The organism is Pantoea sp. sgz302252, assembly GCF_042610525.1.
In the GTDB taxonomy this organism is placed as follows: domain Bacteria; phylum Pseudomonadota; class Gammaproteobacteria; order Enterobacterales; family Enterobacteriaceae; genus Erwinia.
In genome coordinates this window covers 62848-86167 of record NZ_JBHDVM010000017.1, presented here as the reverse complement: position 1 = coordinate 86167, position 23320 = coordinate 62848, and the positions used below count along the sequence as shown (strand labels likewise).

The window sequence follows — 23320 nt, the reverse complement described above, 5'->3', positions numbered from 1 at the left end:
CGCGTCTACAACGAGGCGAACATGCCGCCGTGGTCGCTGCCGGCGGCGGCGACGCAGATGGGCTTTTTAAGCCGCTCGAAGGACGGCACGCCGGACAACGCGAACGCGCTGCGCTTTGAAGACCGGGCGGGCGAAGAGCAGGTGTGGATCCAGGCGCAGAAGAATATGGATACGCACGTCAAGGCGGATGCCACGCATGTGGTGGGGAAAAATCACAGCCACTATGTGGGTGAAAATGAAAATCATCGGGTCGAGGCCAGCCGCCTGCACGGCGTAAAAGTTGACGAAACAGTGCTGGCTGGCAACAAAAAAACCGCTGCGGCCGTGGATGAATATGTACTGGCGTCCGGAACGGCGTTACGCCTGGTCTGCGGCGAAAGCGCCATCGAACTGACGGCGGCAGGACAGATAAACATGATCGGAAAGGGGTTTAATATTTTCGTTGAAGGCGATGGCTATATTAATACCAGTAAAGGTAAGCTAAACCTGAATGACGGTACAGGCGCGGCGACCGCTGCACCCGGTAAGGATCATAAAAAAGATATCCATAGTGCCGTGGAGGCGCTGTTCCCGGCAAAAAAGGGAAGTAAGCAGGGTGAGGCGCAAGCTTTGCCAGTAGCTGATACATCCGATCATAAAACGGGCTATAACTATTCTGTTGATGATATGGTGAAAAAGCAGCACAACTTAAAAGCAACGCCGGTTAAATGGACGAAAAAAGGTTTTGTTGCGGCAAATGAAACGGAAATAAAAAACTTTGTCGACCCTGAAAATCATTCAACAGGAACGGATAAGTATCAGTTTGTTGATCTCTCAGCATCTTCCGGTATCAGTGACGCTGACATGTCTGACTTCCTTAAAGGTAAAGGTACGCTTGAAGGACATGCTCAAACCTATTTAGACGCTGCGAAAAAATACAATATCAATGAGGCTTATCTTGCTGCACACTCAGCCCTTGAAACAGGTAACGGGACAAGCGAGCTTGCGCAAGGTGTCATGGTTAATGGTACAAAAGTCTACAACATGTATGGCATTGGCGCACTTGATGGAAAAGCGGTAAGTACTGGTGCACAATATGCTTTTAAACAGGGATGGACATCGCCAGAGAAAGCGATTGAAGGTGGGGCAAAATGGATTTCAGATAAGTTTGTAAATGGCGGCGGTCAAAATACCCTTTACAAAATGAGATGGAATCCAGCTGCACCAGGGACACACCAGTACGCTACTGATATTAACTGGGCTGTAGCACAAACTAAAAGTATTAAGAAAATATTCGATAGCTTTCCGAATGCAAATCTATCATACGATATTCCCAAATTTAACTAACAGGATAAATATGCTTTATCTACTAAAGAGAACGTTAATGTTGGGTGCGGTGTTGGTTACATTTACTTCGCCATTTACGGTTGCTGCCGTGCCAACTAATATACAGGAAACGAAAAACGCTTCCCCTCTGACCGCTACTGATTTTACCGTTGTGATTTCTGATCATAGTCTGGCGTTAGGCGATGTGTGGAATGACAAAACAATGCAATTCAGCGGCAAAGAAATCAGCAGCCAGTTCGTTGGGGAAGTCCCTTTCGGCGATAGCAGCTATAAGTTCTGGCAGCATAACTATGCTGGTTATTCTGTTTATAGCTCAAATTTTCTTTGGGACAAGCAAAATCGTAGTGTTGATTCTTACATTGTTACTCAAATTAGTCTGGATTCTTCTGAAATAGTGACCAGTCGGGGAGTCAAAACAGGTGACAGTATAAATAAATTGCTTGCTTCCTATGGTCCAGGAACCCTTGACGATAGCGATGACGAACGCTGGCTAAGCTATGACACTTTTGATAAGCGTATCTCATTTCAGATTGAAGATAATAAAGTTAGTCATATTATCATGGTATTCCGGATGGATAACTAAGGTTCAACCGCTTACAGCAGCTTCCTGTTACTGATTAATATTGCTGAAAGATAGGGTAAATGTCTGGCTTGAAATTTAAAGCCAGCTTTGCCCGCACAGCTCTTTTATCAATGTCCAATACCTCTCTTTTTAATGGCTTAAAACGAGGCCGTTTCACGATTTATCACAGGTTTTTCAATGCAATATCATCTGAATGAAGGATCCTTTTCGCTGCCTGGCGAAGAATGGCTGGATAACAGCATGAATATATTAAGGGATGAAGCCAGCGGCATTACGGTGATTATCAGCCGTGGCGCGATCCCTGAAAATAGCGACTTTGAACAGGAGTTTCATCGTCAATGGGACAGCATGCGCGCGCAGATGACAAAACTACAGCAGTCAGAATTTGTGCGTGTCAGCGTGGGTAAAAACCAGCATATTCGCGGCGTGCAGGTCAGCAGCCAGTTTGAGCGCAACGGGCAGCAACTGCATCAACACCAGTTGGCTATACAGGTAGCGGATAAGCCGGTATTAATGGTCTTTACTTTTTCCGCGCTTCGCCCGTTTAATGCAGAAGACGAAGTGCGCTGGGAAGCGCTGAAAAGCAGTATCGGTACCGGACAGGATGCCTGACAAATGAGTAACAAACCTGCTGCCCGTATGGGTGACGATCTGATCCACTCCAGTATATTCGCCGATATCACCAGCATAGTAGCGGAAGGCGCAGTCTATGCCGCTCTTGGCGCTGCGGTAGGCGTTGCGGCAACGGTGGCCGCGCCGCTGGCTGGTGCTGGCGCGGTAGCCGCCGGATTGACGGCAGTAAGCACAAGCTGCGTGCTTAGCGGTATTATCGGTGGCCTGCTGGCGAATATGGCTGGCGCCAGCGATAAAATCTCCCACGCCGCCGCCAGCGTTGGCGACTTTCTTTTTCCCCCTTCGGTCAGCGGCAAAATTACCAGCGGCTCGTCAAACGTGCTCACCAACAGCAAGATGGCGGCGCGGGCGGCGGCTGAACTGCTGCCGCCAGCGGCTACGGTGCCAGAAAGCCAGTCGCCCCTGAGCTTTCTGGATTACGGCCGTGAACTATTGGGCAGCGTTGGACAGATAGCTAACGCTTTCTGGCAGCCTACGGTAGCCTCGCCCATTGCTAACGCTAATCCCACGCAGCAGGATACCGTGCTTTGCGATAAGCATTCCGGGCCACAATTTATGGCGGAGGGTTCTTCTTCCGTACTGATCAACGGGCAGCCCGCTATCCGCGCAGGCGATCGCTCTACCTGCGAGGCGACCGTGGCGGATACGGTTTCGCCGGATGTCATTATCGGTGGCAGTAGCGTAGTGGTGCGTGAAATCAAAAGCGGCAAAACGCCGGGACTGGCGCTGGCAATGATGCTGTTACCGCTGCTGCGTGGCCGTCCGGGAGAAGTATTTAAAAATATGCCCTGTATGGTCGCGGGTGCGCTCGGCGGCATGGGCGCGGATATGCTGGTTAACGCGGTTTTTTCCTCCTCTAATCCGGTTCACGCTGCCACAGGCGTAAAGGTATTGAACGACGATAACGATCTGGATTTCAGTCTGCCGGGCCGCTTTCCGCTGCGCTGGCAGCGTAACTACAACAGCCGTTCCATGCTGGATGGCCCGTTCGGGCGCGGCTGGACGACCATCTTCGATACGCGGGTAGAAAGAGAAAACGACAACTGCCTGTGGTTTGACGAATTTGGCCGCGAGCTGCGCTTTGCTTTTCCGCCGGAAAACGAACCGCTATATAGCCCGGCCGATGGTCTAATTTTTCGCAGCGGACCGGGCGGCGAGCTGGCCATTGCCGACGAAGACGGCAGCGTCTGGCGGCTTTACCGGCCCGTGCGCAGCGACCCGGCACGGCTGATGCTGACTTCGCTTAGCGATGAGTACGGCAACAGGCTGGAGATCCACTATGACGATCAAAGTCGGCCGATCCGCATTTATGATGAGCCTTGCGCAATAGATCTACGCCTGATCTATAAGGATCTTCGTTTCCCGCAGCGCGTAACGGCGCTTGCCCAGTTTGACGGCGCAACAATGCTGCCGCTAATGACCTATGCCTATAGCGAGTCCGGCCAGCTGGCTCAGGTAAAAGATGCCGCTGGCGTGGTAACGCGTGAATTCACATATAACGAACAGGGATTGATGAGCAGCCACCGTTTGCCGGGCGGTATGCTTAGCGAATACCGCTGGCAGCAATTTGACGACTGGCGAGTAGTGGCGACCCGCACCAGCGCTGGCGACAGCAGCACTATCCATTACGATCTGGATAAAGGCCTGACCTCGGTTAAGCACGGCGATGGCTATGAGCATCTGCATTACTGGAATAAACAGTCGCTGGTTACGCGCTATATTGACGAGCGCGGCGAAGAGTGGCGCTATGAATGGGATAAAAACCAGCAGCTGACGCTCGCCGTCGATCCGCTTGGGCAGGCCACAAAGTTTCGCTATGACGAAGCCGGTAACCTGGTCGAGCAGGAAGACGCCTGCGGCAACGTTCGCGCCACGCTGTGGCTGGAGACACGAGCGCTACCGATCAGCGTGCATGAGGCAGATGGTTCCAGCACCCGTTTTCTTTACGACGAACACTATGGGCTGGCAAAAGTGCTGGTCGGCACCGAAGTCAGCGAGCAGCTTGAACGCGACGAATTCGGGCAGGTTATCCGCCGTATCGATGCGGCAGGCGGCGTCAGTAAATATGAGTACAATGAAGCGGGCCAGGTCACTGCCGCCACGGACTGTTCCGGCTTCACCACCCGCTATCGCTATCACGCGCTGGGCTGGCTGCTGACGGAGATAGCCCCGGACGGCGAAGAGACGCACTATAGCCATGACGCTGCTGGCCGCCCCGTTACCCTGACGCGCCCGGAAGAGTGGGAAGAGAAAATTTACTGGAGCGAAGATGGCCTGCCGATGACGCACCGCACGGCGGATGGCAAAAAAAGCCATTTCCGCTACGACGAGGCGGGCAGGCTGGTCGCCACCCAAAACCCGCAGGGCGGCGAGGTGCGGCGCGAGTATGACCATCGCAGCCGCCTGACGGGGTTAATTAACGAAAACGGCGAGCGCTACGGTTTCAGTTGGGGAGCGGATTCCCTGCTGCTGGAAGAGCGCGGCCTGGACGGCGTGGCGACCCGCTACGGCTACGATGCCGTTGGCCGCGTGGCAGAGCGTATTTTTGCCGCCGGGACTGCCGACGCGATCAGCCACTTCTACCGCTACGACGCGCGCGGGCTGGTCACCGGCAGGCGCTCGCCCGATGGCGAAACCCGCTTTGCCTGGTCCGCCGTCGGCCAGATGCTGAAGGCGGCGTTTCATCCGGCACTGGATGAGAGCCACGTTACCGCGCAGGCGGAGCAGCTGCTGGAGTTTAGCTGGGATAAACAGGGCAGGCTGGTTTCAGAAACCGGCGAGCAGGGCACGGTGGCATACGAATGGGACGCGCTGGGTAACCGCACCGCCACCACGCTGCCGGACGGACGCAGGCTGCGTAATTTTTACTACGGCAGCGGGCATCTGCTGAGCATCGCGCTGGATAACCTGCCGGTTACCGATTTCAGCCGCGATAATTTGCACCGCGAAACCAGCCGCACGCAGGGCGGGCTAATCAGCCGCGTCTCTTATGACCGGCTGGGCCGCCTGCGCCAGCGCGACGTGTTTACCGGCACCCGCCAGCGCCCCGCGCCGCGCGAGTGGTCGCGCCGCTGGGGTTACGATCACCGCAACAACCTTATCCGCGAAGAGCATGACGACAACCCTTTCCGCTGGCGGCACTGGCAGTACGACGCATCGGGCCGCCTGCTGAAGCAGGAAGGCGTGCAGACGAACCACGAATGGTGGCAGTGGGACGCGGCCTCAAATCCGCTGGACGACAGCCCGGAGGCCGTCAGTCACAACCGCGTGACAAAGCTGAACGGTGCGGAGTACCGCTATGACGTACACGGCCGCACGGTGGAAAAAAGATACAACGGCGAACGCTGGCGCTTCAGCTACGACGGCGAGCACCGGCTCAGCCAGGTGGTGCGCGAGGCGCGGTACGGTGCGCAAACGCAGGTCAGCTTCCGCTACGACCCGCTGGGCAGGCGCATCAGCAAAACCAGCCGCCGCAGCCGGGCGGGCGAAGAGCCGGGCAAGCCGGAGACCACGTATTTTGTGTGGGAAGGGCTGCGGCTGCTGCAGGAGATCCGGTATGGCAGCCCGCTGACCTGGGTCTATACCGACCAGCACGGTTACGAGCCGCTGGCGCAGATCAGGGGAGTAAAGGATCCGGAAATCCTGTGGTATCACTGCCATCCCAACGGCATGCCGGAGCGGCTGACCGATAAGGAGGGCAACCTCTGCTGGCACGGCCATAACAGCGCGTGGGGCAAGCTGCTGCGGGAAGAGCGGCTGAGCGGGCCACACTATACGGATAACCTGCGGATGCAGGGGCAGTATCTGGACCGGGAAACGGGTTTGCATTACAACCTGTTCAGGTACTATGATCCGGACTGCGGGCGCTTTACGCAGCCGGACCCGATAGGGCTGGCAGGCGGGTTAAATCTGTACCAGTATGCGCCTAATGCGCTGGGCTGGGTTGATCCGCTGGGGTTGAGCGGTGAGAATATATTTATTCATTACACCGATAAAAAAGGTTTGGAAGGTATAATGAATACTAAAACTCTTAACCCGAATGGTAGCGGTAAAGTTTATATTACTGATTTATTAATGTCTTCAGAGGATGTCTCAAGGAACTTACTAATTAACAATAAATCGCATGACGGGAGAGGGGAATATGCTATCATATTCAAAGTAGACGATCTACAGATGAATAATATTAGGCAAAGCTCTGATTTAGAATATATTCATTCTGGGAAGGTTAAATTGAATGATGTGATATATGCAGGAAAAAACCCTTATAGTATTATCGCACATTACCCATATGAAAAAAGGCTTGCTACATTGCAAGAGCAGATAAAATTAAGAGGAAATCGCTGTGGAAAATGATGCATATAAAGAGGATAAAATTTTAACGTTAAGTCAGGCAGAGCTAAATGCTTTAAAAAAATCAATCTTATATTTAAAGTTCGAATGTGAAGAAACATCTTCATTATTATATGCAGGCAGCCCATTAATTAATAGTGCGCTATACAAAATATTTGAACTTGATGATTTAAGTAATATTTCCAAAGGTTTTTATGCTAAAAGAAATATTGCTAATGAAAAATTTATACTCGATAAAAAAAAGAGATATGCTCTGGAGCAGGGCAATGAATATGATCCCTCAAATGATCATTCATTCAAGGATTATATTTTTCCTTTCCCTGAACGTTGATAGTTAATGCTGATAATTTATTAATCTATTAATTGCATTTTTTCAAATGAATTATCAGCACATTTAGTTTTGAGACTCACTGCCATGCACCCAATTTAAAGCCGGTTCTCGCTATTAAAAATGTATTTAAAAATTATCTGTAAATATTTTGGTATATATTTATTGTATAAATGAACTAGCCTAAAGAAAAACGTAAGTTAAGTCGGGGTGATTTAATTAAGTATTTTTTGTAGAGGGTTGGAGGTAGTAAAATAAAGAGATTGAAATGTATAAAAATAAAAATATTGATTGCCTTATTATAATAAATGGAAAGGATAATATATATTGTATATTGGGTGCCATCTTTCAAAGAAATGTGTATGCTTTGCAGAGTTCATTGATCTGATGTTTTTTTAAATGGTGGGCATAATGTTTATCATTATAATTATCATCAGCAAAGATACGATATTGCTATTTTAAATGAGAGTAACTGTTAAATATTTATTGAAAAAGTCATTGCAGAAGTATTTCTTTTAAAAAGGGGGGATATTTCTGATGAGTTTTATCCCAGGTCATAGGAGAAGGTATCATGGTGGGATGGCTATGACCTGTTTCCTTATTTGTCTATAGATTTTGACCGTAAAATACTCTATACACAGTTTATAGACGGTATACATTATGACTGGTATGTTCCACAAGTTTAGATTGGGGAACAAAAAGATATTTGATGGAGATGTTTTCCTTCAATTCTAAATTGTAATGAAAAATTCTGAATTAGGGTAGAAATAGATTTAAGGACTAAGCTAATCAAATTAATTTAACTATCTTTAATGTCTACGGTAAATTTTTGTGGGAAGTTAACGTGTTTTCATGAGATTGCAGGAGATCTGGTATGGCAGCCCGCTGACTTGGGTTTATACCGACCAGCAAGGCTACGAGCCGCTGGCGCAGATCAGGGGAGTGAAGGAGCCGGAAATCCTGTGGTATCACTGCCATCCCAACGGCATGCCGGAGCGGCTGACCGATAAGGAGGGCAACCTCTGCTGGCACGGCCACAACAGCGCGTGGGGCAAACTGCTGCGGGAAGAGCGGCTGAGCGGGCCTTACTATAAGCTTATCCGATCGCCCAAATTGTTATCGATTCGCCCGCAATCCTGAGCCAACGCGGCATTAAGACAGGCTACTATAAAAGCCAACTGACAGCCGCTTACGATTCCGGCAGCGTAGACAAGGGCGGTAACGAACGCTGGATTAGCTACGAAACTGCCAATAAGCGTCTTTCATTCAAAATCATAAAATAGCCGAAAATAAATGCATGGATGCAGCAAAGGGCATTGTCTCAGCTATTCAAACCTATATTTCAGTTGAAGAGGAAATGCAGGGGTAACGTCTTAATGAACATGATAAAATACCTGGCAGGAACAGGCGGTAACGTTTAAAAAATTTTGTTAGCGTCCTGCGTTTCATGGGTAATGTTCAGGGATGAAAATTGCGGTGCTTTTGCTTCGCAGCAAGCAGAAGGATACTGGCCGCTATTGTGAGCCCAGGCTATTACCTCAAAATGACTGCTGAACGCGCTGACGATTTTGCGCGATAATTCCTAATTCAGAGAGCTACTAATAATGAGCGAGCTAATCGACTACCAACTCTGGCTAAGCGGCGATACAGATTTGCCATTCTGGCTGACATCGTTCCGCTCAGACGCCGCAGCAGAGCTTCTGCGCGATCGCGCTCAGGGAACATTAATCGGTCTGGCGGTTGGGGATGCCGTTGGCACCACGTTAGAATTCCTTCCCCGCGACCAGCATTTTGTGACCGATATGGTTGGCGGCGGGCCGTTTGCGCTAAGGGCTGGCGACTGGACTGATGACACAACGATGGCACTTTGCCTGGCTGAAACTTATCTTTACCAGGATCGCCTCGAACTGAGCGATTTTCGCAATCGTATGGTTAACTGGTATCGCCACGGTGTAAACAGCGTTACGGGCGTCTGTTTCGATATTGGCAGCGCTACCCGCTATGCGTTAGAACAATATCTGCAGCACGGCGCTGGATGGTTCGGCAATACCGATCCTGGTACAGCGGGCAATGCGGCTATTATTCGTCTGGCTCCTGCGGCTATTTTTCAACGTCATTCTCTGCTGCATACGCTTTATGATGCCGAGCAGCAAGGCAAAGCGACCCACGGCGCGGCCGAATCGCTGGACTGCTGTCGCTTGCTGGGAACTATCCTGCATAAATTGCTTAACGGCGCGCTAAAAGAGCAGGCGCTGTCGCCGCATGATTGTCCGCTTGGTACTAAAGCCGCCCAAATCAATGGCGGAAGCTATAAGAAGAAAAGCCGCGAACAAATACGTTCCAGTGGCTATGTCATCGATACACTGGAAGCCGCCTTATGGGCTGTCTGGCATACGGATAACTTTCGGGACGCCATTTTGTTGGCGGCAAACCTTGCCGATGATGCCGACAGTGTCGCAGCCACAGCGGGCCAGGTTGCCGGCGCGCTATATGGCTATTCTGGCATACCACAGGTATGGCGCGACAGGTTAACAGAGGAACCTCGCATCGCTACTATGGCGAATGAGTTATTTAAGCGAGCGCCGGAATATGATTAGATAACAATATAATTTTTTATTAGGCAGCAAAAAATTGATTTTCGGTAAAATAGTCTGGAAGCGTAGTTTGCGGTTATTTTACCTTTATATAATGTAATTAATGCTAAATTACGTTAATTATTTCTCCTCACTCTTCCAGAAGCAACTCCGAGTAGAAATTGTCTGCTATTGAAAGGGCTGGTTAATTTTCAATGGTAATTATTTATAAGCTCGATAATTCCAATACATTTCTGGGCTGGTATTTATATTTTTACAGGCAAGCGATAACTAATAAAATGGAATGCGTCTCGCAATATCTGAATTGATTACTTAACCATAAAAATATTCACTCGTAACTATTGTACACTGCGCCTGCGGCACGTTATTCCTCGGGACAGTCAATCTATTGCCAGTTAACAGGGGCTACCTGTTCTAAGGCCAGGCCGCAAAAGGAACGTGACGCCTGATCCATAAAGAAGAAGAATACGCTTTTTGTTGACGGATGTTCACGGTTTGGTTATCTTTAACGCAATCGGAGGCGAATGAAAAAGCATCCTCACAAGGAGATTCAGGCGGCTATCGATTATGCAGTTGCTAACGGTTGGTTTGTGGTTGAGTGCGGCGGTCAGGCGCATCCCTTCTGCAAAATCCGGTGCGGTATCCCCGGACATACCGAGCATATGCATAGCATCTGGTCGACACCTAAAGACCCTGAACGGTTTGCAAAGCAGATCCTGAGAGCCATAAAGAAGTGCCAGCCACGGCAGGATGGCGAAAGCGATGCATAAGAGTGGGCCTTTAGTGACTAAAGGCGGTGCCGCCGCCTTTATTTATCACAAGGGTAAAAGACTTATGGCAATTTATAACTTCACGTTAACCGTATCCGGTATCACTCTGGATACGCAAGGTCACGAAGAGGCGCTGTTTAAAGCAGGCTGTGATGATGCCCTGTTAAGCTACTATGGCAAAGCTATTTACCTGGAGTTCGAGCGGGAAGCCTCTTCACTGAACGCGGCTATCAGTTCCGCTATTTACGATATCGAAAGCGCCGGCATTGGCGCTCGCGTGGAATCAGTCGATGCCACGCTGGTTGGCCTGAGCGATATCGCCGCTATGTCGAATCTGTCGCGGCAGGCAATCACCATGTTAAAAGATGGCGCTCGCGGTAAGGGCGACTTTCCTGGCCCTATTCAGCGTATCACCGGCCAGTCTCCGCTTTGGGAGTGGGCAGAAGTGGCCGAATGGCTGGAAGGTTGTGGCCGCATTGCAGCCGACTCAGGCCTGGTCGAAAATGCCAAAGAGCTAAGCCGCTGGAACCTGGCGCTGCGCCTCCGCGCCTGCAAAGAAAAAGAAGAGATAGCCAGGCGTGTGGCAATGCTGGAGGCGCCCTGCAAAAGGGTCGTAAGTCTTTAAATCACGCAAAGCTATTTTTCCACCAGCTTTTTGCCTGTTTTTAGCGTAGCCGCATGGTGAAGGCCTGGCTTGATTGTGTCGGAGCAGCAAATTTGTCTGTTATACGCTTTAAAACGGCTTCCGTTAAGAAGCCGTATTATTGCTACTGCATGCTGATTTCGGGCGGAACGCTTATTAGGCCAGCGGTTATTTCGCCAGCTTGTCCTCGGTACGCAGCTCAAAATCAGAAGCGTCGTGACGCTCGTGCAGCTGTTCTTCCGGCTCGCCCCAGGTGCGGTTAACAATGCGGCCGCGCTGTACGGCAGGGCGCTGTGCGATTTCATCGGCCCAGCGCTGTAGGTTCTGGTAAGAAGCGGCATCCAGGAACTCGGCAGCATTATAGAGCTGTCCTTTTACCAGTGCGCCATACCACGGCCAGATGGCGATATCGGCAATGGTGTAATCATCGCCAGCAATATAGCGGTTGTCCGCCAGCTGACGATCCAGCAGATCTAACTGTCGCTTAGCTTCCATAGTAAAGCGGTCAATAGCGTATTCGATTTTTACCGGCGCATAATTATAAAAGTGGCCGAAGCCGCCGCCAAGGTAAGGCGCGGAACCCTGCAGCCAGAATAGCCAGTTCAGCGTCTCGGTACGGCCTGCCGGATCCTTCGGTAAAAAGTGACCATATTTTTCTGCCAGATAAAGCAGGATAGCGCCGGACTCAAATACGCGGGTCGGCGGCGTTGTGGAGGTATCCAGCAGCGCCGGGATTTTAGAGTTCGGGTTCACTTCCACAAAGCCGGAAGAAAACTGATCGCTGTCGCCAATACGAATCAGATGCGCATCGTATTCGGCATCGTTAACGTTCAGCGCCAGCAGCTCTTCCAGCAGGATCGTGACTTTCTGGCCGTTAGGCGTACCCATAGAGTAAAGCTGTAAAGGATGTTTGCCCGTAGGCAAAATAGCCTCATGGCGCGCGCCAGCGGTTGGACGATTAATACTGCCCCAGGTGCCGCCTGCGTTTTTGTTCTCGGTCCAGACTTTAGCTGGCTGATAGTCGCTGCTGCTCATAGAATTTTCCCTTTATAAGGTTGGATAGCGAAACGGAACTGACTTCTCGCCGTTAATGGTCTAAAAATAGCGTCGATTGCTGCCTGTCACCAAAAGCGGTTGTTACATCTGATGTCAGATATAGCACCGCCGCCGCAAGGGCGTTTACCAGGAAAGAGCTATCGGGCTGTTAATTCAGAGAGTTCCGCAAGGAGAGAGAAATGGCTAAGCATGACCAGGCTAAGTTACAGCAGGCCGGGCTGACTTTAACGCAGGACGGCCGCATCTGCTGTTACTGGCAGCCGTCGATGCCGGACTATCACGATAATGAATGGGGTAAACCAGTCAGGAACGATCGCCGCCTGTTCGAAAAAGTTTGTCTTGAAGGGTTTCATTCCGGCATGTCATGGCGGCTGATTTATGACAAGCGCGAAAACTTCCGCCGCGCTTTTGCCGATTTCGATTTTTATCAGGTAGCGAAGTTTGGAGATGAAGAGGTCGCCAGGCTGATGGCGGATAAAAGTATCGTACGCAACCGGGCCAAGATCCTTTCAACTATCAATAATGCGCAGCGGGCCATTGAGCTGGTCGAAGAGGCTGGCTCGCTGGCGGATTGGTTCTGGCAATTTGCGCCGCCGCCGGAAGACCGCCCGGCCATTATCGATCTGGCGTACTGGCAGCAAACCAAAACCTCGCCAGAGGCGATAAAGATGTCGCAGGCGTTGAAAAAACGCGGCTGGTCGTGGGTTGGGCCGGTAACGACCTATTCACTGATGCAGGCGCTCGGGCTGGTTAACGATCATCTGACCGGCTGCGAGTGCCGCCCGAAGCGAGAACAGGAGCGGCAATCCTGAGGAAAACCGCCCCTTGCGGGACGGTTTCTAGCTTACTTGCCTGCTGCGTTAATATGTACCGTGATGGCATTGTGGGAGATGTTCCACGATCCCTTTCCGGCAGCCAGTAGCGCACCAGTTACAACGATAATGATACAAATGTACCTTTTCATTGTGCGGTCCTTGCACAGACCGCTTCACGGCGACATCGCCGGAGACGCCACCGTGAATGCAAGCACGAGGTCGTGCCTGCGTTTACGGCCACTGGAAATCCTTCTCTGAATCCGGCGCCTGCTTGCTTAAGGCAGCGAAAAGGCCCGCGAACATTGTATAAAGCCTGCCGGCAAAATACTTGACAGTGAATAATAAATTGCTCAAAATGTGTTCACGAGGTCGTGCTTGCGTTAAATTTATAACGAAGCCCTGCTGGCAAGGCCGCTTAACCTGGCCAGCACAAAAGAACCGCCATTACGGCGGTTTTTTTGTTTTTGCCCGCTATCGCTGCCCGGGCTATTATGCTTCATTTGTTCTCCAGCCTTCGCCAGAAAAAAGCGTCATTACGCCTGATTAACTAAATATACCTGCCGGACAAAACTGAACATGCCCAAAGAAAACCGCCCCTTGCGGGACGGTTTCCAGCTTACTTGCCTGCTGCGTTAATATTTACCGTGATGGCATTGTGGGAAATGTTCCACGATCCTTTCCCGGCAGCCAATAGCGCACCAGCTACAACGATAATGATACAGATGTACCTTTTCATTATGCGGTCCTTGCACAGACCGCTTCACGGCGACATCGCCGGAGACGCCACCGTGAATGCAAGCACCGGGATGCGCCTGCGTTTACGGCCGTTGGAGATCCTTCCCTGAATCCGGCGCCCGCTGCTACACGGCGAAAAGGCCCGCTAAAATTGTACATTAATTGATCGCTGTGGGCACTTGACTCTTTATATCAAGCAGCTCAAAATGTCTGTTACGGGATGCGCTTGCGTTAGTTTTATAACGAAGCCCTGCTGGCAAGGCCGCTAACCTGGCCAGCACAAAAGAACCGCCATTACGGCGGTTTTTTTGTTTCTGCTGGTTATCCTTAGCCCATTTTTTCATGCCCGCATTCTGCTTTTCTCAATGGCTGAAAGTGGAATCTATGCCGCAAAACAACGGCAATAATGTGGTCAATGCGCCGGGCTTTGCGGCCTTTCTGCCATTTCCGCCTGGCAAACGCCGTTGTGGATTGTGTATGGCGTCCGAATCGGCGAAAATGCCGGCCATTGATGATTAATCGCCTGTGTTTTCCTGAGCACTCTGCGCAGCGGCGGCACAGCACCAAACAGAGTTTTTTCATGTCAAATGCACCTTTTATGCAAGAGGTGGCCCGTCGCCGCACTTTTGCCATTATCTCGCACCCGGATGCCGGTAAAACCACCATCACCGAAAAAGTCCTGCTGTTCGGACAGGCTATTCAGACGGCCGGTACGGTCAAAGGCCGCGGCTCCAGCCAGCATGCCAAATCGGACTGGATGGAGATGGAAAAGCAGCGCGGTATCTCAATTACAACTTCCGTGATGCAGTTCCCCTATCGCGATAGCCTGGTCAATCTGCTGGATACGCCGGGACACGAAGACTTCTCGGAAGATACCTACCGCACGTTAACGGCGGTAGACTGCTGCCTGATGGTGATCGACGCCGCGAAAGGCGTTGAGGATCGTACCCGCAAGCTGATGGAAGTTACCCGTCTGCGCGATACGCCGATCCTGACTTTTATGAACAAGCTGGACCGTGATATCCGCGATCCAATGGAAGTGCTGGATGAGGTAGAGAGCGAGCTGAAAATCGCCTGCGCGCCTATCACCTGGCCTATCGGCTGCGGCAAGCTGTTTAAAGGTGTTTACCACCTTTATAAAAACGAAACCTATCTCTATCAGTCCGGCAAAGGCCACACCATTCAGGAAGTGCGCGTGGTAAAAGGGCTGGATAATCCAGAGCTGGATGCGGCCATCGGCGAAGAGCTGGCGGCCCAGCTGCGTGAAGAGCTGGAGCTGGTGCAGGGCGCTTCGCACGAGTTTGATAAAGAAGCTTTCCTGAACGGCCAACTGACACCGGTGTTCTTTGGTACCGCGCTGGGTAACTTCGGCGTAGATCATATGCTGGATGGCCTGGTGGAGTGGGCGCCGTCGCCAATGCCGCGCGAAACCGATACCCGTACCGTTACCGCAGCGGATGAGAAATTCACCGGCTTCGTCTTCAAAATTCAGGCGAATATGGATCCGAAACACCGTGACCGCGTGGCTTTCCTGCGCGTAGTTTCCGGCAAATATGAGAAAGGCATGAAGCTGCGCCAGGTTCGCCTGGGCAAAGATGTCGTTATTGCGGATGCGTTAACCTTTATGGCTGGCGACCGTTCTCACGTTGAGGAAGCTTATCCGGGCGATATTATCGGCCTGCATAACCACGGCACTATTCAGATCGGCGATACCTTTACCCAGGGCGAGAACATGAAGTTCACCGGTATTCCGAACTTCGCGCCGGAGCTGTTCCGCCGTATTCGCCTGCGCGATCCGCTTAAGCAAAAGCAGTTGCTGAAAGGGCTGGTACAGCTGTCGGAAGAGGGCGCGGTGCAGGTATTCCGTCCTGTGCACAATAACGATCTGATTGTGGGCGCGGTCGGCGTGCTGCAGTTTGATGTGGTTGTAGCGCGCCTGAAAAGCGAATACAACGTCGAGGCCATTTACGAGTCGGTCAACGTCTCTACCGCCCGTTGGGTAGAGTGCAGCGACGTGAAGAAATTCGACGAATTCCAGCGTAAAAACGAAGTTAACCTGGCGCTGGACGGCGGCGATAACCTGACCTACATCGCGCCAACAATGGTGAACCTGAACATTACTCAGGAACGCTATCCGGATGTAGTGTTCCGCAAAACGCGCGAGCACTAAAACCAGTGCGGCAAGGCCGCCTGGGCATCACAGACTGTTTTCAGGCGGCGCTTCAGGCGCCGTTTGAGATTGATGACAAACCTAAACCGCTTCTGGATCCTGGCTTTTTTCTATAGCTACGCAGAAGCTTTATAGCAGCAGAGGCCGAGCGGATAAGCGGACCGTTTGGCGCATGGACGCGCCAACCGAGCCTACATGGAAGTATTTACGGCGTGTCCGTGTTCCGATCTGCCTCTGCTGCTCTGTCACTGATTTAAACGCGACCAGGGGTTTGTCAGCTGTCTCAGGCGGCGCTTCGGGCGCCGCTTTTTTTGCTCCCCATGCGCCTTATTCCTTTCTTACAGACTCATCTTAAAAAAATCCGCTTTTGACCATTTATCCGCCATATCAACCACAAAGAGCAGCGAAATTCAGATCAGCGTCTATATTTATTTCAACAGGACGCAAAATATGTGGCGCGGTTGCTACAAGACCTGATTACTGCAGTCACGCCGTTTGTGACTGAAAGCTCACAGTTGTGGGTGCATCAACCAAAGAAGGAAGAGATCGATGAACAAGACTAAGATTGCTAAAACTCTGATGGCTGCTCTGGTAGGTTCTGCACTGGTAAGTGGCGCTGCAATGGCAGAAGACACCACTACGCCGAAGGTACAGTCCACCACCGACAGCGCGGGTTCTAAAATCGATAGCTCTATGAAAAAAGTCGGTGGATACATGGATGACAGCGGCGTGACCGCCAAGGTGAAAGCAGCCCTGGTCGATAACGAAGCTATTAAAAGTACGGATATCTCAGTCAAAACTCATGAAGGCGTTGTCACGCTGAGTGGTTTTGTCGCTTCTCAGGATCAGGCAGAACTGGCCGTATCCGAAGCGAAAAAAGTTGAGGGCGTAAAATCCGTCAGTGACAAACTGCACGTAAAAGACAGCACTAAAAGTAGCGTTAGCGGCTATGCCGGTGATGCAGCAACAACCAGCGAAATTAAAGCTAAACTGTTAGCGGACGACATCGTGCCGTCACGCAACGTGAAAGTTGAAACCACTAACGGCGTGGTTCAGCTCTCCGGGACAGTAAAAACCAAAGCGCAGTCCGATCGTGCTGAAGGCATTGCTAAAGCGATTGAAGGCGTGAAGAGCGTGAAAAACGATCTGACCGTTAAGTAGTAATACCGTCGCGGGCTGGCCAGCCCGCGGCAGCGCCGTAGTTATGCTGAACTCAGGCCGAAATCAATAACAGATGATGTTCGATTTTAATATAGGGTAAGGAGAGGCTTATGTTTCGTTGGGGTATTATCTTTCTGGTTATCGCACTGATCGCCGCCGCTTTAGGCTTTGGTGGTCTGGCTGGTACAGCGGCATGGGCGGCGAAAATCGTCTTTGTTGTCGGTATCATTATCTTCCTGATCAGCCTGTTTACCGGCCGGAAGAAATTATAGAACCTGCTCCTTCGGTGGCCGCGCGCTGCCGTCTGAAAAGCTGCGGCGGGCTGTAAGGCCCGTCGGCAGTAGCTTCATTCTCCGATCCCCTTCCCTCGTCACGTTTCGCTACATTTTATTGATAACTGCCGCAACAAGCGCCAAATCCTGCCGATAACCTAAGCGTATCCTCATTACATTGCAGTTCTCAGAGGAGAGTACGGTGGGCACACACATTCCAATTACGCTCGGCAATATAGCTCCGCTGGCATTAACGCCTTTTTATCCGGGAAAGCTCGCGCTGGTGTGCGAAGGCGGTGGTCAGCGCGGCATTTTTACCGCTGGCGTGCTGGACGAGTTTCAGCGGGCCGATTTTAATCCTTTTGATCTGCTGATTGGCACTTCCGCTGGCGCGCAAAACCTCTCTGCTTTTATCTGCAAGCAGCCCGGTTATGCCAGGCGGGTTATTACGCGTTATACCACCAGCAAGCTATTCTTTAGTCCGCTGCGCTTTGTGCGCGGCGGCCATCTGATCGACCTGGACTGGCTGGTGGAGACAACCGCCAAAGAGTTTCCGCTGGCGATGGCGGCAGGCGAAAAAGCGTTTGCTGAAGGCCGCGAGTTTTATATGTGCGCCTGCCGCAGCGATGACTATACGCCCGGTTACTTTGCCCCCTCGGCAGAAAACTGGCTGAATATAATCAAAGCTTCCAGCGCCATTCCCGGCATGTATCGGCCCGGCGTCGATTTGGACGGCATCAGCTATCTTGATGGCGGCATCAGCGATGCCGTTCCGGTACGTGAAGCTGCGCGTCGTGGCGCAAATACCATTGTGGTGATCCGTACTGTACCTTCGCAAATGACCTATACGCCACAATGGCTGAAGCGCATTGAGCCCTGGCTGGAAAAAGGCGCGCTTCAGCCGCTGGTTAAAATTATGCATCTTCATGAGGAAAGCTACCGGCAGACGCAGCAGTTTATTAACGAGCCGCCGGGCGATCTGAATATTATTGAGATTTCTCCGCCGCGCGCGCTGGCAAGCATGGCGCTCGGCAGCCGCATCACCTCGCTGAATCAGGATTATCATTTGGGCCGCCGCTGCGGCCGCTATTTCCTGGCTACAATAGGGCAGTGGCTGCATAACGAAGCGCTGGTCATTCCGGCTGCACCAGCCGCCAACGAACCGGCGATAATTCCGCTGGCGAGCAATGATGATAATTTTCCTGAGGGATCGCTGGCATGACCGCTTTTGTCGATACGCACTGTCACTTTGATTTCGAGCCTTTCTGCAATAACGAAGCGGAAAGCCTGCGCCTTGCAGCGGAAGCGGGCGTAGAGAAGATCATTGCCGTCGGCGTTGCGGCAGATCGCTTTGCCGGTGTGCTGTCGCTGGCGGAAAAATATGAGCCTTTATATGCGGCGCTGGGCACGCATCCCATGGCGATTGCTCAGCATCAGGAAGCGCATTTGCAGCAGCTTGCAGTTTGTTTGCAGCAGCGCTCGCCCAAGCTGGTGGCCATAGGCGAAATAGGTTTAGATCTCTATATCGAGGATCCTCAGTTCGATAAGCAGCAGGCGGTGCTGGATGCGCAGCTAAGGCTGGCAAGAGACTTCGATTTGCCGGTGATCCTGCATTCGCGCCGTACGCATGACAAGCTGGCGATGCTGCTGCGAAAGCGTGATTTGCCCGCGCGCGGCGTTGTCCACGGTTTTGCCGGTAGCGAGCAGCAGGCGCAGGCTTTTATCCGCGAAGGCTTCGCCATTGGCGTCGGCGGCACTATTACCTATGAGCGGGCCAGCAAAACCCGCAATGCGATCGCCCGGCTGCCGTTAACCTCGCTGCTGCTGGAAACCGATTCGCCCGATATGCCAGTGCAGGGATTCCAGGGGCAGCCTAATCGGCCCGAAAGGATCAAAAACGTCTGGCAGAGCCTGTGCGAAATTCGGGATGAATCGCCGCAGGAGATCGCCGAAACCATTCGGGAAAATACCCGCAGGCTGTTTGGTATCTGATTTTCTTAACTGAAAGCGGCTATGCCCGCCCGCATCAGTAGCCGCTTTCCCTCCTTCACTCTTCACAGGCCTTTCCCAGGCAAAATCCTGAAAATCTGCTGCCGTCCCGGCTTTCGCCTTAAGCTGTCCATATCGTCATGCAAAACTGCTATGCTGGCGAACTATGTTAATATTGCAACATTGCCTGGTATGGGCCTGAGCTGCGCCACAGAAGGCGTGTTTTTGTGAGGTGACTCTCTATTTTTTTGGAATTGCTGCAACAGAGCACATACTGATGTGAATGCTGTCACAGATGAATAGCGCGAGTAATGTTACTATTTTAACATTGGTCGCTGCCGTGAGCCTGAGATCAACCTGAATTAGCCGGAGAAAGAGATGACCGATTTAACCGCAGCCGCCGTTCGCGCGCTGAAACTGATGGATCTGACCACCCTGAACGATGACGATACCGAAGCTAAAGTCATTGCTCTGTGTCGTCAGGCTAAATCGCCAGCTGGTAATACGGCTGCTATTTGTATTTATCCCCGTTTTATTCCGGTCGCGCGTAAAACGCTGCGCGAACAGGAGACCCCGGATATCCGCATCGCAACCGTCACTAATTTTCCGCATGGCAACGACGATATCGAAATCGCGCTGGCGGAAACCCATGCCGCTATCGCCTACGGCGCTGACGAAGTGGATGTGGTGTTCCCGTATCGCGCGCTGATGGCGGGCAACGAAGATGTCGGCTACGACATGGTTTATGCCTGTAAAGAAGCCTGTGCCGATGCGGGCGTGGTGCTAAAAGTCATTATCGAAACCGGCGAGCTAAAAACGGAAGAGCTGATCCGTAAAGCTTCCGAAATCGCTATTGATGCGGGTGCAGACTTTATTAAAACCTCTACCGGCAAAGTCGCGGTTAACGCTACGCCAGAAGCGGCCGAAATTATGCTGCGCACCATTGCCGATAAGGGCGTGAAGCACCAGGTAGGCTTTAAACCGGCAGGCGGCGTAAAAACCGCTGAGGACGCGGCTCTTTATTTGAAACTGGCTGACGAAATCCTTGGCGAAGAGTGGGCCGACGCGCGCCATTTCCGTTTTGGCGCCTCCAGCCTGCTTGCCAGCCTGCTGAACGCGGCCGGACACGCCTCTGCAAAAAGCGATTCCGCGTATTAAAACAGTTCGGGCAAAGTCGTCGAGCTGAGAGCGGCTGCCCGATCTCTTATTCCGCCCGGAAGCGATAGCCGGGCCAGCCAACCTCACCAGGGGGTAATGTGTTTCTGCCACAGGAAATTATCCGTAAGAAAAGAGACGGCCAGCCGCTGAGCGAAGAAGAAATCCGCTTTTTTATTAACGGCGTGCGCGATAACGCGGTGTCGGAAGGGCAGATTGCCGCGCTGGCAATGACCATCTGGTTTCACGATATGACGCTGCCGGAACGTGTGGCGCTGACTATGGCGATGCGAGATTCCGGCTCGGTGCTGAACTGGCAGAGCCTGGACCTGAACGGGCCGGTGGTGGATAAGCACTCGACCGGCGGCGTGGGCGATGTCACTTCGCTGATGCTCGGGCCTATGGTCGCGGCCTGCGGCGGCTATGTGCCGATGATCTCCGGGCGCGGCCTTGGTCATACCGGCGGCACGCTGGATAAGCTGGAGGCTATCCCCGGCTTCGATATTTTCCCCGACGATCAAACTTTCCGCAATATTATCAAAGATGTCGGCGTAGCTATTATCGGCCAGACCAGCTCGCTGGCGCCCGCCGATAAGCGTTTTTACGCTACGCGTGATATCACGGCAACGGTAGATTCCATTCCGCTGATTACGGCTTCGATCCTGGCGAAAAAGCTTGCTGAAGGTCTGGATGCGCTGGTAATGGATGTCAAAGTAGGCTCCGGCGCTTTTATGCCGACTTTTGAACAGTCAGAGCAGCTGGCGCAGGCGATTGTTGGCGTAGCGAACGGCGCAGGCTGCAAAACTACTGCGCTGCTGACCGATATGAATCAGGTGCTGGCCTCCAGCGCGGGCAACGCGCTGGAAGTACGCGAGGCGGTGCGCTTTCTGACCGGTGAGTATCGCAATCCGCGCCTGATGGAAGTCACCATGGCGCTGAGCGTAGAGATGCTGATTTCCGGCGGCCTGGCGGCGGATAGCAAAGAGGCGATGCGTAAGCTTCAGGCAGTGCTGGATAATGGCCGCGCGGCGGAAGTCTTTTCACGTATGGTGGCGGTGCAAAAAGGCCCAACGGACTTTATTGAAAAGCTGGATCATTATCTGCCCGCGCCAATGCTCAGCAAGGCGGTATACGCCGATAAGCCCGGCATTGTCAGCGCTATGGATACCCGTGCACTGGGTATGGCGGTGGTGGCAATGGGCGGCGGTCGTCGTCGCGCCAGCGATACTATCGATTACAGCGTTGGGCTAAGCGATATGGCGCAATTGGGCGACAGCGTAGATGCCCAGCGGCCGCTTGCGGTGATCCATGCCGCCAGCGAAGCGGGCTGGCAGGAAGCTGCCGCAGCGGTAAAACAGGCCGTGACGCTGGCAGAAAAATCGCCGGCTGCCACGCCAGTTATTTATCGCAGAATTACGCAATAAGCGGCATACTGTTCTGATCAATAAAATTTAGCTCATCGCGTTAACAACGCAGGAGACCACGATGAAACGCGCATTTATTATGGTGCTCGACTCTTTCGGCATTGGGTCAAGCAAAGACGCTCATAAGTTCGGCGATGAAGGCTCAGATACGCTGGGGCATATCGCCGAAGCCTGCTTCAAAGGCGAAGCGGATACCGGACGCAAAGGGCCGCTGCATCTGCCCAACCTGACCGCGCTGGGATTAGGCAAAGCGGCGGAAGAATCTACCGGCAACTTCCCGCTGGGGCTGGATAAAAACGCCGACATTATCGGCGCTTACGCTTATGCAAGCGAACTCTCGTCAGGTAAGGATACGCCTTCCGGCCACTGGGAAATCGCTGGCGTACCGGTGCTGTTCGACTGGGGCTACTTCACCGATAAAGAGAACAGCTTTCCCCAGGCGCTGCTGGACGAGCTGGTAGAAAAAGCCGGTTTGCCTGGCTATCTGGGCAACTGCCACTCTTCCGGCACGGTGATCCTCGACCAGCTGGGCGAAGAACATATGAAAACCGGCAAGCCGATTTTCTATACCTCCGCCGACTCGGTGTTCCAGATTGCCTGCCATGAAGAAACGTTCGGCTTACAGCGCCTGTACGATCTGTGCGAAATCGCCCGCGAAGCGCTGACGGAAGGCGGTTATAACATTGGCCGTGTGATCGCTCGTCCCTTTGTTGGCGATAAAGCGGGTCATTTCGAGCGTACCGGCAACCGCCACGATCTGGCCGTAGAGCCGCCTTCGCCAACCATCCTGAAAAAACTGGTAGAAGAGAAGGGCGGCGAAGTGGTTTCCGTCGGCAAAATCGCCGATATCTATGCGCATGTCGGTATCACCAAAAAGGTGAAAGCGACCGGGCTGGACGCGCTGTTTGACGCTACCGTGCAGGAAATGAAAACGGCGCCGGATAACAGCATCGTCTTTACCAACTTTGTGGATTTCGACTCTACCTGGGGTCATCGCCGCGACGTGGCGGGCTACGCCGGCGGCCTGGAGCTGTTCGATCGTCGCCTGCCGGAGCTGATGGCGCTGGTGGAAGAGGGCGATATCCTGATCCTGACTGCCGACCACGGTTGCGATCCGACCTGGCAAGGCACGGAACATACGCGCGAGCATATTCCGATCCTGATTTATGGCCTGCACGTAAAACCGGGTTCGCTGGGATATCGTGACACCTTCGCGGATATCGGTCAGACTATTGCGACCTATTTTGGCCTGTCCGCAATGGAATATGGCAAAAGCATGCTGTAATCAGCGTAACGTAACTTGCCGGCCTGGCCGG

Annotated in this window: 21 protein-coding genes; 19 read left to right on the top strand and 2 right to left on the bottom strand. The window is 52.4% G+C overall.

The window, feature by feature from the left end; all coding sequences use genetic code 11:
* The 9 genes from ACETPC_RS22115 to ACETPC_RS22075 form a co-directional block, all read left to right on the top strand.
* On the top strand, positions 1–1326 hold a 1326-nt coding region (locus ACETPC_RS22115; RefSeq protein ID WP_380184621.1), incomplete at its 5' end, for a glucosaminidase domain-containing protein.
* A 37-nt stretch (positions 1327–1363) separates the two neighbouring features.
* Positions 1364–1909, top strand: coding sequence for a hypothetical protein (locus ACETPC_RS22110; protein WP_380184620.1), 546 nt, complete (start codon positions 1364–1366; stop codon positions 1907–1909).
* A gap of 177 nt (positions 1910–2086) precedes the next feature.
* Positions 2087–2521 (top strand): DcrB-related protein, encoded by a 435-nt coding sequence (locus ACETPC_RS22105; protein ID WP_380184619.1) that lies wholly within the window; start codon positions 2087–2089, stop codon positions 2519–2521.
* A gap of 3 nt (positions 2522–2524) precedes the next feature.
* Positions 2525–6895 (top strand): RHS repeat-associated core domain-containing protein, encoded by a 4371-nt coding sequence (locus tag ACETPC_RS22100; protein WP_380184618.1) that lies wholly within the window; start codon positions 2525–2527, stop codon positions 6893–6895.
* Complete coding sequence (locus tag ACETPC_RS22095; protein WP_380184617.1) at positions 6885–7223, top strand: hypothetical protein; 339 nt, start codon at positions 6885–6887, stop codon at positions 7221–7223. The genes ACETPC_RS22100 and ACETPC_RS22095 overlap by 11 nt, the downstream gene beginning before the upstream one ends.
* A gap of 849 nt (positions 7224–8072) precedes the next feature.
* Positions 8073–8360, top strand: coding sequence for an RHS domain-containing protein (locus ACETPC_RS22090; RefSeq protein ID WP_380184616.1), 288 nt, complete (start codon positions 8073–8075; stop codon positions 8358–8360).
* 464 nt (positions 8361–8824) lie between these two features.
* A complete protein-coding gene (tri1, locus tag ACETPC_RS22085; RefSeq protein ID WP_380184615.1) occupies positions 8825–9817 on the top strand; it encodes an ADP-ribosylarginine hydrolase Tri1 in 993 nt (330 codons plus the stop codon).
* A 521-nt stretch (positions 9818–10338) separates the two neighbouring features.
* Positions 10339–10584 carry a hypothetical protein gene (locus ACETPC_RS22080; RefSeq protein WP_380184614.1) on the top strand — a complete coding sequence of 82 codons (246 nt, stop codon included), beginning with the start codon at positions 10339–10341 and terminating at the stop codon, positions 10582–10584.
* A gap of 64 nt (positions 10585–10648) precedes the next feature.
* Positions 10649–11209 (top strand): helix-turn-helix transcriptional regulator, encoded by a 561-nt coding sequence (locus ACETPC_RS22075; RefSeq protein WP_380184613.1) that lies wholly within the window; start codon positions 10649–10651, stop codon positions 11207–11209.
* A 186-nt stretch (positions 11210–11395) separates the two neighbouring features.
* Here ACETPC_RS22075 and yghU read toward each other — a convergent pair whose 3' ends face one another.
* Positions 11396–12262 (bottom strand): glutathione-dependent disulfide-bond oxidoreductase, encoded by an 867-nt coding sequence (yghU, locus tag ACETPC_RS22070; RefSeq protein ID WP_380184612.1) that lies wholly within the window; start codon positions 12260–12262, stop codon positions 11396–11398.
* Positions 12263–12462: 200 nt separating this feature from the next.
* Here yghU and ACETPC_RS22065 point away from each other — a divergent pair, with 200 nt between their 5' ends.
* On the top strand, positions 12463–13095 hold the full coding sequence (locus ACETPC_RS22065) for a DNA-3-methyladenine glycosylase I (RefSeq protein WP_380184611.1): 633 nt from the start codon (positions 12463–12465) through the stop codon (positions 13093–13095).
* An 896-nt stretch (positions 13096–13991) separates the two neighbouring features.
* On the opposite strand, the gene ACETPC_RS22060 is transcribed toward ACETPC_RS22065, so the two are convergent.
* Positions 13992–14177: a hypothetical protein gene (locus ACETPC_RS22060; RefSeq protein WP_380184610.1), complete on the bottom strand. Its 186-nt coding sequence runs from the start codon at positions 14175–14177 to the stop codon at positions 13992–13994.
* A gap of 40 nt (positions 14178–14217) precedes the next feature.
* Between ACETPC_RS22060 and ACETPC_RS22055 the strand changes: the two genes are divergently transcribed.
* The 9 genes from ACETPC_RS22055 to deoB all read left to right on the top strand — a co-directional run bounded on the left by ACETPC_RS22055 (position 14218) and on the right by deoB (position 23289).
* Positions 14218–14352, top strand: coding sequence for a hypothetical protein (locus ACETPC_RS22055; protein ID WP_380184609.1), 135 nt, complete (start codon positions 14218–14220; stop codon positions 14350–14352).
* Between the two features lie 61 nt (positions 14353–14413).
* On the top strand, positions 14414–16003 hold the full coding sequence (gene prfC / locus ACETPC_RS22050; RefSeq protein ID WP_380184608.1) for a peptide chain release factor 3: 1590 nt from the start codon (positions 14414–14416) through the stop codon (positions 16001–16003).
* Between the two features lie 549 nt (positions 16004–16552).
* A complete protein-coding gene (gene osmY, locus ACETPC_RS22045; RefSeq protein WP_380184607.1) occupies positions 16553–17164 on the top strand; it encodes a molecular chaperone OsmY in 612 nt (203 codons plus the stop codon).
* Positions 17165–17274: 110 nt separating this feature from the next.
* A complete protein-coding gene (locus tag ACETPC_RS22040) occupies positions 17275–17436 on the top strand; it encodes a DUF1328 domain-containing protein (protein WP_071995405.1) in 162 nt (53 codons plus the stop codon).
* Between the two features lie 202 nt (positions 17437–17638).
* A complete protein-coding gene (locus ACETPC_RS22035) occupies positions 17639–18658 on the top strand; it encodes a patatin family protein (RefSeq protein ID WP_380184606.1) in 1020 nt (339 codons plus the stop codon).
* The gene (locus tag ACETPC_RS22030; protein ID WP_380184605.1) at positions 18655–19428 is read left to right on the top strand and encodes a TatD family hydrolase; all 774 of its coding nucleotides are present in this window, start codon (positions 18655–18657) and stop codon (positions 19426–19428) included. The genes ACETPC_RS22035 and ACETPC_RS22030 overlap by 4 nt, the downstream gene beginning before the upstream one ends.
* 375 nt (positions 19429–19803) lie before the next feature.
* Positions 19804–20583 (top strand): deoxyribose-phosphate aldolase, encoded by a 780-nt coding sequence (deoC, locus tag ACETPC_RS22025; RefSeq protein ID WP_380184604.1) that lies wholly within the window; start codon positions 19804–19806, stop codon positions 20581–20583.
* Between the two features lie 98 nt (positions 20584–20681).
* The gene (gene deoA, locus ACETPC_RS22020; protein ID WP_380184603.1) at positions 20682–22004 is read left to right on the top strand and encodes a thymidine phosphorylase; all 1323 of its coding nucleotides are present in this window, start codon (positions 20682–20684) and stop codon (positions 22002–22004) included.
* A gap of 61 nt (positions 22005–22065) precedes the next feature.
* Positions 22066–23289, top strand: a complete 1224-nt coding sequence (deoB, locus tag ACETPC_RS22015; RefSeq protein WP_380184602.1) for a phosphopentomutase — start codon at positions 22066–22068, stop codon at positions 23287–23289.
* The last annotated feature ends 31 nt before the right edge of the window (positions 23290–23320 follow it).

Excerpts from the sequence above, each read along its gene's own strand:
- prfC (WP_380184608.1), top strand. The coding sequence starts at position 14,414 with ATGTCAAATGCACCTTTTATGCAAGAGGTGGCCCGTCGCCGCACTTTT.
- ACETPC_RS22055 (WP_380184609.1), top strand. The coding sequence starts at position 14,218 with ATGCCGCAAAACAACGGCAATAATGTGGTCAATGCGCCGGGCTTTGCG.
- ACETPC_RS22090 (WP_380184616.1), top strand. The coding sequence starts at position 8,073 with ATGAGATTGCAGGAGATCTGGTATGGCAGCCCGCTGACTTGGGTTTAT.
- ACETPC_RS22075 (WP_380184613.1), top strand. The coding sequence starts at position 10,649 with ATGGCAATTTATAACTTCACGTTAACCGTATCCGGTATCACTCTGGAT.
- ACETPC_RS22030 (WP_380184605.1), top strand. The coding sequence starts at position 18,655 with ATGACCGCTTTTGTCGATACGCACTGTCACTTTGATTTCGAGCCTTTC.
- deoB (WP_380184602.1), top strand. The coding sequence starts at position 22,066 with ATGAAACGCGCATTTATTATGGTGCTCGACTCTTTCGGCATTGGGTCA.
- ACETPC_RS22080 (WP_380184614.1), top strand. The coding sequence starts at position 10,339 with ATGAAAAAGCATCCTCACAAGGAGATTCAGGCGGCTATCGATTATGCA.
- ACETPC_RS22110 (WP_380184620.1), top strand. The coding sequence starts at position 1,364 with ATGTTGGGTGCGGTGTTGGTTACATTTACTTCGCCATTTACGGTTGCT.
- tri1 (WP_380184615.1), top strand. The coding sequence starts at position 8,825 with ATGAGCGAGCTAATCGACTACCAACTCTGGCTAAGCGGCGATACAGAT.
- yghU (WP_380184612.1), bottom strand. The coding sequence starts at position 12,262 with ATGAGCAGCAGCGACTATCAGCCAGCTAAAGTCTGGACCGAGAACAAA.
- ACETPC_RS22100 (WP_380184618.1), top strand. The coding sequence starts at position 2,525 with ATGAGTAACAAACCTGCTGCCCGTATGGGTGACGATCTGATCCACTCC.
- ACETPC_RS22060 (WP_380184610.1), bottom strand. The coding sequence starts at position 14,177 with ATGAAAAAATGGGCTAAGGATAACCAGCAGAAACAAAAAAACCGCCGT.
- ACETPC_RS22105 (WP_380184619.1), top strand. The coding sequence starts at position 2,087 with ATGCAATATCATCTGAATGAAGGATCCTTTTCGCTGCCTGGCGAAGAA.
- osmY (WP_380184607.1), top strand. The coding sequence starts at position 16,553 with ATGAACAAGACTAAGATTGCTAAAACTCTGATGGCTGCTCTGGTAGGT.
- ACETPC_RS22065 (WP_380184611.1), top strand. The coding sequence starts at position 12,463 with ATGGCTAAGCATGACCAGGCTAAGTTACAGCAGGCCGGGCTGACTTTA.
- ACETPC_RS22040 (WP_071995405.1), top strand. The coding sequence starts at position 17,275 with ATGTTTCGTTGGGGTATTATCTTTCTGGTTATCGCACTGATCGCCGCC.
- deoC (WP_380184604.1), top strand. The coding sequence starts at position 19,804 with ATGACCGATTTAACCGCAGCCGCCGTTCGCGCGCTGAAACTGATGGAT.